This is a genomic window from Rothia sp. HMSC068E02 (assembly GCF_001813565.1).
Classification (GTDB): domain Bacteria; phylum Actinomycetota; class Actinomycetes; order Actinomycetales; family Micrococcaceae; genus Rothia.
Genome location: NZ_KV812882.1, coordinates 16,583 through 30,482, shown reverse-complemented (window position 1 = coordinate 30,482; position 13,900 = coordinate 16,583). Strand labels below are relative to the sequence as shown.

The window sequence follows — 13,900 nt, the reverse complement described above, 5'->3', positions numbered from 1 at the left end:
AGGTTTTATGTTTTCGACTTTTTCCCCGCTTTTCTTGACGGATTTGGGGGCGTCTGGTGCTCTTCTTGCCTCGGGTACGACCCTCTCGGAAGGGTCGAGCCACGATAGCGGCCAGTTTGTGTCCATTTTCTGGATTACGTTGGTTGCGTTGCTTTCCCCGATTCTTTCCCGCGTGACGGGTAAGAAGATTCCGGATGTGGTCTTCCTGCTCATTTTTGGTCTGCTCATTGGCCCGAATATGTTCAATCTTGCCAGCAGTGAGGGCGGCATCCCGCTGCTGAAGGAGCTTGGTCTGGGCATGCTCTTTTTGATTGCGGGCTTTGAGATTAACGTGTCCTCGCTGCGTAGCCGCCAGGGTTATAGCGCTATTGCCACGTGGTTTGTGTGTTTTGCCTTGGGTATGGCGGGTGCGGCGGTGATTACGTCGTTCTCGCGTGAGCTGAATACGTATGTTGCGGTGGGTGTGGCGCTGAGTTCCACGGCGTTGGGTACGCTGCTGCCGATGTTGAAGTCTCACGGTGCCGCTGGCACGCCGGTGGGTAATGCGGTGCTGGTGCACGGCGCTGTGGGTGAGCTTCTGCCGATTTTCGCTATTTCGTTGCTGCTGTCTTCGCGTTCGCCGGGTATGGCGTTTGTGGTGCTGCTGGCGTTTATGGTGGTTGCGGTGATTGTGGCGCTGATTCCTCACCGTCTGTTTGCGCATGTGCCGGGTCTGCGTCAGATTATGGCTGCGGAGGCGAACACTACCGGTCAGACGGTTCTGCGTCTTGCGATGTTCCTGCTGGCGACCCTGATCATGTGCACCGCACTCTTCGATTTGGATGCGGTGCTGGGCGCGTTCGCGGCGGGCCTGATTCTGCGTACTCTGACCCCTCCGGCGGCTTTGCATATGATGACTCGCCGCCTTGAGGTGGTTGGTTTTACGTTCATGATTCCGTTGTTCTTTGTGGTCAGCGGTATGGGTATTGATGTCTCTGCCGTGGTGGCTAAGCCTTTGGGTCTGCTTGCCGTGGTGGTGGGTATTCTGCTGTGCCGTGGTGTTCCGGTGCTTTTGGCGGAGCATTTCTTCGATACCCGTTCGGGGTTGACTACTCGCGCACAGAAGGCGCAGTTGGCGTTGTATTCAGCTGCGGGTCTGCCGATTATTGTGGCGGTGACGGAGGTTGCGACCAGTTCGGGTCTTCTGGAGGAGTCCACGGCATCGTTGCTGGTTGCCGGTGGCGCGCTGACGGTTCTACTGTTCCCGCTGTGGGCGTTGGGTATTCGTCAGGCGTTTGGTTCTGGTCAGCCGGCTCAGCAGGAGCCGAGCCGTAAGGAGCAGATGAATGCGTTGAAGGCTCAGCGTAATGCGCAGGCGAAGCTTGCCACGGGCATGATTCCGGTGGTTCAGCTGAAGTCGCAGGCTGATTCCGAGACCCAGCCCGATTCTGAGTCCCAGCCCGATTCTGAATCCCCGGCCGATGCTCAGCCCGGCTCTGCCGAGGCTACGGACACTTCCGCTGGTTCTAGTGTTGCGTCCCGAGCAGCCTCTCGGGCTGAGGCAAAGAAGCGTAAGGGTTCTGCGGAAAATACGGGTTCTGCAGAGATCTAGTAGCGGCTACGGTACGGTTGCCTTCGGCGTTTTCAAGGTCGGGTTACAAACCGGTTTGAGCGGGTATCTCGCTTACAGTCACCGCAACCTTATGTGGGATTGAATTTATAAAACCACACAATACCAGGCAGTTAAAGCCCTGCAAACCAACATGCATCCCACATATAGGATCAAAACCCACCGCATCCCCTCTTGAGGCTGCGGTGGGTTTTTTGCACCCGAAAGACCCTATAAACCGCGGAAAGATGAGAATCTTCCTTAAATTCGGATTTTTTATGCAAATATTACAGAACATGACGTGTCTTAGCTTTCACGACTGACACTTTGTCCTATAAAATTGAAAGCGGACAGGGAATTTCCCTAAAACACACATAAACCAACATACATACACAGAGTCGCTTCCGCCCCAGCGGGAGCTGGAGCACCTCCCCTCTCACACACGGGAGGCGCCCCTTTCGGGAGTATCCGTGACGATACCCCCGGCGGCTCCCAACCACGGAGGAGGATCATATGGGTCAGAAAGGTAATTATTTCTAACCTCTTATCTCAAGGCCTCGCACTGAATCCTAAAGATTGTCTGCACACACAGTCATTTCCGAAGGAAATATCATGCACCAACTACTCCTCACCGCGAGCACTGGTGGCGTAGAGCTGGACTTCCCGGCCTGGCTCCGAATTACGCACTTCATCAATTTCATTATGATGGGCTTCCTGATTCGTTCAGGTTGGGAAGTTCTCGCCTCTCACCCCCGCCTGTACTGGAACAACCACTGCACCCCGGGTTCTGAGTGGATTAAGTTCACCAAGGACAAGGTCCCTACCACCCCCGGCGCATTTACTGCGCGCGATGACCAGCGCACCCTGTCTCCCCTGATTTCTCTGCCCGGTAAGGCTCAGATTGGTCTGGGCCGCGCATGGCACGCACTGGTCACCGTCATCTGGATCGTTAACGGTCTGGTATATGTCTCCCTGCTGTTCCTGACCGGTCAGTGGCGCCGCATCGTCCCGACCAGCTGGGACATCATCCCGCAGGCGTGGGAATCCATCCAGATTTACGCTGGCTTCCAGATTCCCTCGATTGAGCACTTCCAGCCGTACGACGCTCTGCAGCAAATCATGTACTTCACTGTGGTGTTTATCGTGGCACCGCTGATGATTGCAACCGGCCCGATTATGAGCCCGGCATTCTGCGGCCGCTTCCCCGGCTACGTGCGCCTCTTCCGTAACCGCCAGACCGCACGTTCCATCCACTTCCTGGGCATGGCGTTCTACTGCGTCTTCACCGTCATTCACGTGGCGCTGGTGTTCGTGGTTCACCCCCAGTACAACATCGCCCACATGATGCTGAACAAGCCCTACAACGAGGTCGACGCAGCACAGTTCGCTCAGGCAGTCACCATGCTCATTGGCGGCATTGTCTTCGCTGTGGCTCTGTGGATTTTCGCTTCGTACTGGTCCCTGCGCGACCTGCGATTCACCCAGACCTTCATTTGGGGTCTGACCCAGCCGATTCGTAACGTCCTGCTGGACCGTATCACCTCCCGTCAGGTGCAGAAGAAGACCTTCACCGATGCCGACATCTCGCCCTTCCACTGGGTTAACACTCGCCCGCCGACAGAGCGTGAGAGCACCGAGTGGAACCGCCTGAAGGAGCACGAGTTCGTTGACTACCGCCTCGAGCTGGGCGGCCTGGTGAAGGAATCCAAGTCCCTGAGCATTGACGAGCTCAAGCAGCTGGGCAAGGAAGTCAACATCACCATGCACACCTGCATGCAGGGTTGGACCGGCATCGCCAAGTGGGAGGGCGTGCGCCTGCGCGACGTTCTCGCACTGGTCGAGAAGACCGACGAGGCACGCTACGTTATGGTGACCTCCTTCGGCCACGTGGGCCACACCTACGACGGCCGCCCGACCGAACCCTACTACGAGTGCCTGGACATCTCCATGGCAATGGAAGATGAGACCATCCTGGCGTGGGGCATGAACGACAAGCCCCTGCCCGATGTGTACGGTGGCCCGCTCCGTCTGCGTGCGGACTCCATGCACGGCTACAAGATGGTCAAGTGGGTTCAGAAGATCGAGTGGATCAAGGACTACCACGATGTTGGCGATGGCCAGGGCGGTAGCCGCGAGGACTCCGGTCTGCAGCACTTCGACGCACGCGCCTAAGCACCTTTACGGGGCGCTACGACGCTAACCGTCGATACACCACCCTATAAAGCACAGAACGGTGGCGGGAAACATGGGCCCGCCACCGTTCGCTTATCTTCTCCGCCGCTTTCTACTGCTCTGAAAGATGCAGAAGCCAAGAGGGCATAAAGAAACCGCCCGGGAGCCTTAGCTCTCGGGCGGTTTCTTTAGAGGTTTGCCTTCTGGCGCTTTACCTTAGGCGTCGTAGATGATGACGTCCAGGGTACGGGGGCCGTGCACGCCCTCCACGCGGATCAGCTCGATATCACTGGTTGCCGACGGACCGGAAATCATGGTCACGGGGCGGGTGTAGGTGATACGCTCGATCGACTCGGGAACCAGCTCCACCACGGTGGAACGGGGCACCACGCAGATGTGGTGGTCGGGCACCAGGGTGATGGCGCGGCGACCCTCATCGGGGTTGGTGTTCAAGAAGATCGTGCCGGTCTCTGCGCAGGAGACGGTCGAACCGGTCACCACAGCGTCAACTGCGTCCAGTTCCTTCAGGGTCAGGCAGCCGGGCTTGAGGGTGCTACCGGAGTCGGTGACGCGCTTGCGGTCAGCGGTGTCAGCCGGCAGCCACTCCATGTTCAGGCCCTCGGGAACCACGTAAGTGGACTTTTCGCCCAGGCGTTCTGCGATGACCTCAGAGATGTTCTCCTTGTTCGCGTGGAACACGTTTGCCTTGTAGTCAATGAGGCGGTCGACGAGCATCTCAATGGTCTGCTCTTCGTTCAGCTCGCTGACGCGGCGGTAGTTACGTACGGGCTCGGGGGCGACGGGTGCGTCAGCCAGGGACGAGCGGATACGTGCGAGGATATCTTCCTTAGCAGAGGACATTAGTTGTTCTCCTTAGCTTCACGGGCTTCCTGAGCAGCCTTAGCGTTTGCAGCCGCTTCAGCTGCCTTACCCTTGTTAGCCTCGATGAGGGCCTGAATGTCAACGCGCTGTGCGTTATCGCGTGCCGGAGCCTGACCCTTCTCCTTCTTCCACCAGTTGCGGAAGGATTCCTTGGGGGGCTCGGGGATGTCGCGGTATGCGGTCCAGCCGCCGACGATACCGGGAACAGCGGTGATCTTGTGCTTGCGGCCGCTAATGAGGCGGGACATGGGCAGACCACGTTCTGCAATCGACATCATCTTGCCGGAGGTGAAGAGCTTCTTCGCACCGAGCATCATGCCGTCCATCTGCGAGAAGGGAGCCTTCTTGTTGCCCTCGAACTCGCGGATAGCGTGCTTGGACTCGACGTCCTTAGCGCGCAGGTGCACGAGGACCTCGGGGAAGTTAATCTTCACGGGGCAGACCTCGTAGCATGCGCCACAGAGGGAGGATGCGTACGGCAGGGAGTTGTTCTCTGCAGCCTCGATACCGGAGAGCTGCGGGGACAGAATCGCGCCGATGGGGCCCGGGTAGGTGGAGCCGTAGGCGTGACCACCTGCGCGCTCGTACACGGGGCACACGTTCATGCAAGCGGAGCAGCGGATGCAACGCAGTGCCTGGCGACCGAGCTCGTCAGCCAGAACAGCGGTACGGCCGTTGTCAATGAGGATGACGTGCATGTTCTGCGGGCCGTCACCGGGGGTCACACCGGTCCACATGGAGGTGTAGGGGTTCATGCGCTCACCGGTGGAGGAGCGGGGCAGCAGCTGCAGGAATGCCTCGTAGTCCTGGAAGGTGGGCAGAATCTTCTCAATACCCATGAAGGTAATGAGGGTGTCGGGCAGGGTCAGGCACATACGGCCGTTACCTTCGGACTCCACGATGGTCAGGGTACCGGTCTCAGCAATACCGAAGTTGGTGCCGGAGACTGCCACGGTGGTGTTCAGGAACTTGTTACGCAGACGGTTACGCGATGCCTCTGCCAGTTCTGCCGGCTCATCGGTGATGTCCGGGTTAATACCCTCAATTTCGCGCAGGAAGATGTCGCGGATTTCGCGGCGGTTGCGGTGAATTGCGGGCACCAGAATGTGGGAGGGGCGGTCGTGGCCGAGCTGGACGATTTCTTCCGCGAGGTCGGTCTCAATAGCGTTGATGCCGTTTTCCTCGAGGAATTCGTTCAGGCCGGTCTCTGCGGTTGCCATGGACTTAATCTTGATGATTTCGTCCACGCCCTGCTCGCGGATCAGGTCCAAAGCAATCTGGTTTGCCTCGGTGGCGTTGCGTGCCCAGTGCACGTGGCCGCCTGCGGCAGTGAAGTTACGCTCGAACTGTTCGAGCAGCTCGGGCAGGTTCGCCAGAACGTAGTTCTTGACGGACTCACCGGTGTTACGCAGGTCCTGCCAGTCGGGCACCTCTGCGGTGACGCGTGCGCGCTTGTTACGGATCGCGTGGGTCACGAAGCGCAGGTTGGCGCGTAGCTGCTCGTTCTTGAGCTCTTCCTTCGCGTACTTGGGGAAGGGGGTTTCTTCGAAAATGTTGCCCTCGCCGTAGTGAACGACCTTGGGCATACCAAGCTGAATAGCGGTCATGAGGTCTTATCTTTCCTTAGCCGATCGAGAGCTCAACACGCTCGGAGTTAATCTTGAGCGGGTTTTCCTTGGTGGATGCGAGGATCTCAGCGAAGTGGATGGTCTGAACGTCCGAGCCGCGACGCATCAGCGCACCGCCGATGTTCATCAGGCAGGAGCAGTCGCCGCCGGTGCAGACGGAAGCACCGGTTGCTTCAACGTTGTCTGCCTTGTCGTTGACCATTGCGCCGGAGACGTCAGCGTTCTTGAAGGAGAAGGTACCACCGAAGCCGCAGCACTGGTCCATGCCCTCGAGCTGGGTGTACTTGATGCCTTCGACGGTGCGGACCAGGTCCTGCTGGCGGGTGCCCAGGCCGAGCATACGCATACCGTGGCAGGAGCTGTGGTAGGTGACGTGCTCGGGGAAGTAGGAGCCGAGCTGCTCGGCAGCGTTGGTGATGCCCAGGATGTCGATTAGCAGCTGGGAAAGCTCGAAGGTGCGGGAAGCAATCTGCTCTGCCTTCAGAGCCAGCGCTTCGTCGCCGCGGCTACGAGCAACCATTGCCTGCTGGTGACGTAGGGAGGCAACGCAGGAGCCCGAGGGTGCAACAGCAACGTCCCAGTCCCAGGAGTCGAATGCCTCGACGTGGTTCTTGATGACTTCGTAGCCGTCATCGAAGTAACCGGAGTTGACGTGCATCTGGGAGCAGCAGGTCTGGTTCGGGGGGAAGACAACCTCGTGGCCCAGGCGCTCAAGAATTTCGACGGTGGCGCGTGCTACGCGGGGGTACATGCCGTCAACGATGCACGTGGAGAAGAGTGCAATGCGCATGACTTGTCCGTCCTTTCCTCTGTGTTCAGAGTTTCTCGGTCTCACCGCCTGCGTCTGGGGCAGGCGGGGCACAGTCCGAATAAGTTCGGTCTTCCAAAGAGGCGACTCAGATGTATTGAGTCGGGGAAGCTGGGCCGGTAGGTTCCGGCTGATGTGCGCGCCCCAAGTGGAGGTGGGATGCGGTGGGATCAGAAACCGTGGTGATGTCTTTTATCTTTCTAGCCATTTAACACCGTTGGGCGGCTTTTCTCTAGTTGGAATAGCACATACTTTCCTTGTTAAATAACCGGTTAGGTCGACCTGACCTTAAGGTATATTTCCCTACCTTCCGGTACATGTGACCTCATCTCCCATGCACCCCCCGTAAGACCCCTATATTCTTTTCGCAGATTGAACATTTATCAAACACACAGAAGTGGACCATAAACCCCCTAGAAATCCGCCGTTCTGAAGATTTTATGGTTGTTTTATGGGGCTTTTCCTTTTTAAAACAACATTCTTTTCGGGTATATGCGTCCAAATGAAGACTCTCCCCTGGGTAAACCAATGACCCATACACCCAACTCGTGATGTATCTGAAAATATTCGAGTTTCAGAACCTGGAATTAACTATCAGAACCGCAATATTTCGGCAGTTTCACTGGAAGCGAGCCCAGGTTCCGGTCGCCTTCCACAAAAATGAGTCAGGTCACTTTTGGTGAAACACCACATTATCCGGTACTCTTCTAAACATGCGATCAATGGTCTGACCACATCCCCGCATGGGAAACAATGACCCGTTCCCCAGCGGGATTATCTATGGTCTGACCACACACAAGACACACCCTGAACCAAAGGAGTTCCAGTGGAAACTTATACCGCTGTAACCAATGCAGTGGGAGGTAGCCTCGGCCTCAGCGCACTCGTGGCAACCATTCCCCTCCTCACCTTCTTTGTGATGCTACTGGGCGTTAAGGCACGCGCTCACTGGTCCGCACTCGTGGCACTGGCAGCATCCATCCTCGTAGCAGTCCTGGGCTTCCACATGCCCGCTGACCTCGCCGGTCTGAGCGCCGTCCGCGGTGGCATCTACGGCCTGGTTATCTGCTGGGTTATCCTCGGTGCAATCTGGTTCTACCAGCTCACCGTTCTCTCCGGCCGCTTTGAAGACCTGCGCCGCGTCTTCGACCGCCTCGGCGGCGGCGACCTGCGCATCCAGGCTATCCTCATCGCATTCTGCTTCGGCGGTCTGCTCGAGGCACTGGCTGGCTTCGGCGCTCCCGTTGCAATTACCGCAACCATGATTCTCTCCCTGGGCGTTAAGCCCCTTAAGGCTGCTGTCACCGTTCTGATCGCTAACACCGCACCCGTGGCATTCGGCGCAGTTGCTGTCCCGATCACCACCGCAGCTGACGTTGGCGGCAAGGACGCACACGTTATCGCAACCATCGTTGGTCACCAGGCTCCGTTCCTGGCAATGCTCGTTCCGCTCATCCTGCTCGTCATCCTTGACGGTATGAAGGGTCTGAAGGACGCATGGCTGCCCGCACTGGTCATCGGTGTCTCCTTCGCAATTGCACAGTGGGTCACCGCTGCTACCCCCGCATACAACCTGACCGACGTTGTTGCTTGCATCGTCTCCATGGGTGTTGCTGTTGTCTTCCTGCAGTTCTGGAAGCCGCGCGGCGTCGCAGGCGTTCGTGAACGCTACGGTCTGCCCGCACAGGCTGAAGAGAAGGAAGCTCTGCCCGCAGTTCGCATCTGGATGGCACTGCTGCCCTACGTCATCGTCGTTGCAATCTTCGGTGTTGCTAACCTGCACGCTGGCCTGAAGGCATGGCTGAAGAGCTTCGTCATCAAGATTGATATCCAGGCTCTGAGCTCCCGCCTCGTCACCGCTGACGGCAAGCCCGTCAAGGACGCTGTCTACAACTTCGCGTGGATGTCCAACCCCGGCACCCTGCTGATCATCTCCGGTCTGGTTGTTGCTGTCGTCTACTTCTTCTTCAACGAGAAGGGCCGCTACGCCTTCAAGTTCCCGGCAATCTTCACCGAGTTCGGTTCCGTTGTCTACCGCATGCGTTGGTCCATCCTGACCATTGCTTCGGTTCTGGCACTGGCATACGTCATGAACTTCTCCGGTCAGACCATTGCCATGGGTACCTTCCTGGCAGGCCTGGGCACCGTCTACGCGTTCCTCGCACCGGCTCTGGGCTGGATCGGTACCGCTGTGACCGGTTCGGACACCAGCGCCAACGCACTGTTCTCCAAGCTGCAGGTGTCTGCTGCTGAGAACCTGCAGCACGCAGGTATCCACGGCGCAACCCCCGAGCTCATGCTGGCTGCTAACACCACCGGTGGTGTGGTCGGTAAGATGATCTCCCCGCAGTCGCTGGCTATTGCTGCTACCTCCGTGGACATGGAAGGCAAGGAATCCGACATCCTCAAGGCTGTCCTCCCCTGGTCCTTCGCTATGCTCCTGTTCGTCTGCGTCCTGGTCTTCCTGCAGACCAACGTGCTGTCCTTCATGATTCCCTAATCTGAAGCTCAGGTTTTAGAGAGTTCCTGAAGCATCCGCTTCACGAACAGTAGGACATTCGCCCCGGTTTGACCGGAGGCCACAGCGGGGCGGCGTACCTTTCCGGTATCGCCGCCCCGCTTTTTATGCCCCTTATGACTCGATAGGTTGCCCCAATAGTTTGGGAGAACATGCTGAGTCGAGACTTCTTTTCGTTATCCGCCTCGTTATCAGGAGAGAGTATGCCTCGTTCTTTTGACGACACCCAGCCTGCAGAGGCGCCCCCTGTGGTTGAGCGCCAGCCGATTCTGGCGGACCGCAGCTACAGCATCATTCTGGAGACCTTTGAGCGGCGCCTGCGCCTGGGTGAGTTGCGTGTGGGCGATAAGCTCCCCTCCGAGCGTGAGCTGGCGGCACGGCACGGTATTTCCCGTCCCTCGGTCCGTGAGGGCCTTCGGGTTTTGAACGCACTGGGTCTGATTCGTTCCAGTACCGGTTCGGGACCGAAGTCGGGCGCGATTATCATTTCGGAGCCGTCGGATGCACTCAGCTGGGCGCTGCGCATGCACATTGCGACCCGTAGCCTGCCGGTGAAGGACGTTGTCTCAACCCGTCTGCTACTGGAGGGCCCTGCGGCGCGTGCGGCGGCTGCCGCGCCGGACACCCCGGAGCGTGCGGCAGCGTTGGAGCGGGCGCGCGTACATCTGGCGGAGATGGATGAGCAGATCAGCGATGAGCGTTTCCATTTCTGCGATACGCGTTTTCACTATGAGCTGTCGAAGCTCGGCGGCAATATTGTGCTTGATACGGTGATTGACTCTCTGCACATGGCGACGATGAGCTATGTGCAGGAGGCAGTTCCTTTCTTGAAGGATTGGGAAGCGGTCAAGCGCACGTTGCAGCAGCAGCATTACGGCATTATTGAGGCGATTGCCTCTCACGATGAGCAGGCAGCCTATGAGCGGGTGTGTGAGCACATTACGTGGTTCTATTCGCTGTCTGACCGGGCTGCGGAGGAGCGGGCGCGGCAGCATCCGGCGCGGGATATTCTGCACGAGGATTTATGCCACGAGAACATTCACGCCGGCTAGGATGTGCCACTCAACCTCATAACCCCACATAGCTAAAGGGCGGTGCCCCGGAAGAATGACCTTCCGGGGCACCGCCCTTATTCGCTGGGCAGTTATTGTAGCAGCTCAAGCGGCTGAACCTTCGTTGCCGCGTAGGCGGGCAATGCACCCGCCACGATGCCCACACCCAAGCCGAGGAAAGGAATCCCTAGGATAAGGGGCGGCAGAGATAGCGCCCATCCGTTGAGAAGGCACACAACCCAGGAACCGAGAATACCGAGGATGAAGCCTCCAAGAGCGCCCAGGGCCCCGAGGAGAGCCGCCTCCGCCAGGAAGCTCACCGCCACATCTCGCCGTCCCAACCCTAATGCACGGTTAATGCCGATTTCCCTGCGGCGTTCCCAGACCGAAATCTGCATGGTCATCACAATGCCGAAGCTTGTCGAGACGATAAGAACCACCAGAATAATGGTCGTAAGAGCTCGGCTATCCTTCGTCAAGGAAGCACGAAGAGTCACCGGTGAAGGCGGAATCTCAATGTTTGTATCAACGGGGGCGCGCTGCGGATCGAGTACCTGCTTGAGCTGTTCCGCGACCGTATCTGCACTTCCTGGATTCACGATAACGTCCATACCGCGTTGCAGGGTGTGGGCTTGCGGCAAGAAAGTGGAGGTGGTCGGCAGGATAAGAGCGCTACTGAGAGCAGCGTTTTTGCCGCCGTCACGGATAATGCCGAGCACGTAGGCTCGCATTCCGTTGACCTCAATCATGTTCCGCCCGGGCTCAGTACTGACCCCTAGCTCTTTTGCGAGGGCAACGCCCAGATAGACGGTAGGCTCACCGGGGCGTTCGCGGGCAGGCTCCGAAAAGTGCCCTTCGACAATGTGCGCACCTCGTGCTTTCAAACCTGCTTCTGAAACGATTGCGAGGGGTGTCTGTTGGCCCTCCTGCCCCGGCCTGTTGACCTGTGGACGCGTTGTCTGCGTATCGATGGTGACTGTACCGGCAGCTTTGACCTCTGGAACTTGGTTAACGCGCCAGAGCAGTTCATCCTCCGGTATATCCCAGGTCTGCGGCTGGAGGCGCACACCGAGCCGGGTGGAATCGTAGCTGGCCAGCTGCGAGCTCGTATTGAGCGCCGATGACTCGCTGACGCCCACCAGCATGATGATGGTGGTTGTTCCCGCGAGCATCGCCAGTACCGTGAGCAGGTTGCGGCGCCAACGGCGAACAACTGCAAGGAGAGCGTAGTGAAGGTTATTCCTTAGCATCTATCCTCCCCTGACAACGGGTTCTTTGAGCGATTGGTGGGCAGGCTCTTCGGGACGAGTGAGTTCGGGGCTAACGAGCATCCCATCGACCATGTGTAGCTGCCGGTCGCAGCGAGCCGCGATATCGGGTTCATGGGTGATGATGACCAGGCTTTGTTTCTCCGCGCGGCCGGCGAGGAGCAGATCCAACACCTTGTGAGAGTTTTCAGTGTCGAGGTTTCCTGTAGGCTCATCGCACAGTAGGATGCGCGGGGCGCAGGCTAACGCACGCGCAACCGCGACTCGTTGCTGTTCACCACCGGACATGTTGCGTGGAAGAACCTCCAGACGGTGCCCCAACCCGACCTGTTCGAGTGCCTGCAACGCACGCTGATGTGCCTGACGGCCCGGTACGCCGCGCATCCGGAGGGTGTGGGCAATATTCTCGGTGGCGTTCAGATGAGCAATGAGGTGGTACGCCTGAAAGACAAAAGCGATGTGCTCACGGCGTGCTACAGTTCGCTCGGCGTCGCTGGCGGTGCCCATGTTTTGGCCCAATATTTTCAGCTCACCTTCAGAGGGCTGATCGAGTAGCCCGATGATAGAGAGGAGCGTAGATTTTCCGCTTCCGGAGGCGCCGGTAATGGCCACCGATTCGCCTTCATGAATGCTGAGGGTTGCGTTTTTAAGCGCCCAGGTGGAGGGCGGGAAGAAACGCGCAATATTGTGGCACTCGATATTAGGTTTTGAGGCGGTAGCGCTTGCGGGGAAGGCGCGTTCTGTCTCGTGATGAGGCATTTTAGCGCTCCTTCAGCTTTACGACGGTGCCTGCCTTGAGTTCTGCTGCGGGGTTGACGAGCTCGCAGATTCCGGCGGAGCATACACCGAGGGTGACGGGAACGCTCTGACCGTTCTCCAGGGTGATGGAGTGCGTTCCGTTTTCTTCAGTTTTGACGGCGGCTTCGAGCACTGCGAGGGCGTTTTCAGCGCCTCGGTTGAGAGTGACGGTTGCTTGAAAACGTGTTGATGCCGTCGTGTTTTCCGGCAAGTCGATTGTGATGGGGTAGCGTTTCCGTGCGGTAGCTCCCTGTGCGGAGGTATCGCTGTTAGGTCGCGCGCTGTTCTGCGCGCCGTTGGAGGCACCTGCGTTAGCGCCGCCGTCAGCGTTAGTTGAGCCTTCGGGCGTGAGGGCCGCGCCCAGGGTGCCTTCGCGCGGGCTTCCGTTATCGGTAAGAATCTGGACTTTCTGTCCCTCAGCGAGTTCATTGCTGAGAGCGCTACCGTCCGCCGAGAGTACCAGACGGTATCCACCCGCGGATAGGGTGCACAGCGCCGGAGTTGAGGTTTGGCCTTTGGTGCCGCAGCTGTTGTCTACGGTGTATTCATTGCCGTCAGCGAAGAGGTATTCAGAGAGCGGCAGTGCGGTGCTGTAGCGTCCTTCTTCGGTTCGGTCAGTATCCCCGGGAGGGTAGTAGCCACGGTCCAGGTAGAAACGGTAGACAGCGTTGGCGGTTGCTTCACCGTAGTTTCCTTCCTCATCCCAGATACTGTAGCCGAGTGATTCTAGAGCTTCTTGGAGCTGTTTAACATCATCGCCGCGAGCGCCTACGGCGAGGTCGCGGTAGGCGGGGATGCTACCTTTGAACGCAATGATGGGACGTTCGTTGATAGTGGTGATAATTGAGCCGTTACTCAGCTGGGTGCCCGCTTTGGCGCCGTCCCTGGTCACCACTCCTTGAGGGGTTCCCACGGCGTAGCTTCGGGCAGACGACACGCTAACTTCTCCCGAGTAGGTGCGGGTAACAGTCTGAGTGCTGATTCGGGTTGTTAGTTGCGCGGCGCGGGACGGCTGCGCATTGGATTCAACATTGGTGCGTAGCCCCGTATTAAGGGCGTAGATGGAGAACCCGCCGGTGATGACGAGCAGAATGACGAGCACCGGAACCAGGTAGGCGCGTATGGTTGCCGTCGTGGCGGCGCGGCGGGGGTTTTCTGAACTCTGCTGCGTGTTCATGGGTTCACC

10 protein-coding genes are annotated in these 13,900 nt (G+C 58.3%); 4 read left to right on the top strand and 6 right to left on the bottom strand.

What is annotated here, in order from left to right:
- Positions 1–7 precede the first annotated feature (7 nt).
- Together HMPREF2919_RS01835 and HMPREF2919_RS01830 are read left to right on the top strand one after the other, a co-directional pair.
- A complete protein-coding gene (locus tag HMPREF2919_RS01835) occupies positions 8–1,591 on the top strand; it encodes a cation:proton antiporter (RefSeq protein ID WP_049349832.1) in 1,584 nt (527 codons plus the stop codon).
- 609 nt (positions 1,592–2,200) lie between these two features.
- Positions 2,201–3,760 carry a molybdopterin-dependent oxidoreductase gene (locus HMPREF2919_RS01830; RefSeq protein ID WP_005504634.1) on the top strand — a complete coding sequence of 520 codons (1,560 nt, stop codon included), beginning with the start codon at positions 2,201–2,203 and terminating at the stop codon, positions 3,758–3,760.
- 216 nt (positions 3,761–3,976) lie between these two features.
- Here the strand turns inward: HMPREF2919_RS01830 and HMPREF2919_RS01825 are convergent, their stop codons facing one another.
- From HMPREF2919_RS01825 to HMPREF2919_RS01815, 3 genes are read right to left on the bottom strand one after another with little or no spacing between them, the layout of a single operon-like run.
- On the bottom strand, positions 3,977–4,621 hold the full coding sequence (locus HMPREF2919_RS01825; protein ID WP_049351951.1) for a LutC/YkgG family protein: 645 nt from the start codon (positions 4,619–4,621) through the stop codon (positions 3,977–3,979).
- Complete coding sequence (locus HMPREF2919_RS01820) at positions 4,621–6,249, bottom strand: LutB/LldF family L-lactate oxidation iron-sulfur protein (protein WP_070665979.1); 1,629 nt, start codon at positions 6,247–6,249, stop codon at positions 4,621–4,623. Before HMPREF2919_RS01820 ends, HMPREF2919_RS01825 begins: the two co-directional genes overlap by 1 nt.
- Positions 6,250–6,265: 16 nt before the next feature.
- Positions 6,266–7,060, bottom strand: coding sequence for a (Fe-S)-binding protein (locus tag HMPREF2919_RS01815; RefSeq protein ID WP_005504630.1), 795 nt, complete (start codon positions 7,058–7,060; stop codon positions 6,266–6,268).
- Positions 7,061–7,904: 844 nt separating this feature from the next.
- On the opposite strand from HMPREF2919_RS01815, the gene HMPREF2919_RS01810 reads away from it, so the two are divergent.
- Together HMPREF2919_RS01810 and HMPREF2919_RS01805 are read left to right on the top strand one after the other, a co-directional pair.
- Positions 7,905–9,578, top strand: a complete 1,674-nt coding sequence (locus tag HMPREF2919_RS01810; protein ID WP_070665976.1) for an L-lactate permease — start codon at positions 7,905–7,907, stop codon at positions 9,576–9,578.
- 221 nt (positions 9,579–9,799) lie between these two features.
- Entirely contained in the window at positions 9,800–10,648 is an 849-nt protein-coding gene (locus tag HMPREF2919_RS01805; RefSeq protein WP_049340966.1) for a FadR/GntR family transcriptional regulator, read from the top strand.
- A 92-nt stretch (positions 10,649–10,740) separates the two neighbouring features.
- Here the strand turns inward: HMPREF2919_RS01805 and HMPREF2919_RS01800 are convergent, their stop codons facing one another.
- The 3 genes from HMPREF2919_RS01800 to HMPREF2919_RS01790 are packed head-to-tail and all read right to left on the bottom strand — an operon-like array spanning position 10,741 to position 13,891.
- The gene (locus HMPREF2919_RS01800; protein WP_070633714.1) at positions 10,741–11,898 is read right to left on the bottom strand and encodes an ABC transporter permease; all 1,158 of its coding nucleotides are present in this window, start codon (positions 11,896–11,898) and stop codon (positions 10,741–10,743) included.
- The gene (locus HMPREF2919_RS01795) at positions 11,899–12,675 is read right to left on the bottom strand and encodes an ABC transporter ATP-binding protein (RefSeq protein ID WP_070665973.1); all 777 of its coding nucleotides are present in this window, start codon (positions 12,673–12,675) and stop codon (positions 11,899–11,901) included.
- A 1-nt stretch (position 12,676) separates the two neighbouring features.
- Positions 12,677–13,891, bottom strand: a complete 1,215-nt coding sequence (locus tag HMPREF2919_RS01790) for a peptidoglycan-binding domain-containing protein (protein ID WP_070665971.1) — start codon at positions 13,889–13,891, stop codon at positions 12,677–12,679.
- Positions 13,892–13,900 lie beyond the last annotated feature (9 nt).

Excerpts from the sequence above, each read along its gene's own strand:
- HMPREF2919_RS01835 (WP_049349832.1), top strand. The coding sequence starts at position 8 with ATGTTTTCGACTTTTTCCCCGCTTTTCTTGACGGATTTGGGGGCGTCT.
- HMPREF2919_RS01815 (WP_005504630.1), bottom strand. The coding sequence starts at position 7,060 with ATGCGCATTGCACTCTTCTCCACGTGCATCGTTGACGGCATGTACCCC.
- HMPREF2919_RS01795 (WP_070665973.1), bottom strand. The coding sequence starts at position 12,675 with ATGCCTCATCACGAGACAGAACGCGCCTTCCCCGCAAGCGCTACCGCC.
- HMPREF2919_RS01805 (WP_049340966.1), top strand. The coding sequence starts at position 9,800 with ATGCCTCGTTCTTTTGACGACACCCAGCCTGCAGAGGCGCCCCCTGTG.
- HMPREF2919_RS01830 (WP_005504634.1), top strand. The coding sequence starts at position 2,201 with ATGCACCAACTACTCCTCACCGCGAGCACTGGTGGCGTAGAGCTGGAC.
- HMPREF2919_RS01800 (WP_070633714.1), bottom strand. The coding sequence starts at position 11,898 with ATGCTAAGGAATAACCTTCACTACGCTCTCCTTGCAGTTGTTCGCCGT.
- HMPREF2919_RS01825 (WP_049351951.1), bottom strand. The coding sequence starts at position 4,621 with ATGTCCTCTGCTAAGGAAGATATCCTCGCACGTATCCGCTCGTCCCTG.
- HMPREF2919_RS01820 (WP_070665979.1), bottom strand. The coding sequence starts at position 6,249 with ATGACCGCTATTCAGCTTGGTATGCCCAAGGTCGTTCACTACGGCGAG.
- HMPREF2919_RS01790 (WP_070665971.1), bottom strand. The coding sequence starts at position 13,891 with ATGAACACGCAGCAGAGTTCAGAAAACCCCCGCCGCGCCGCCACGACG.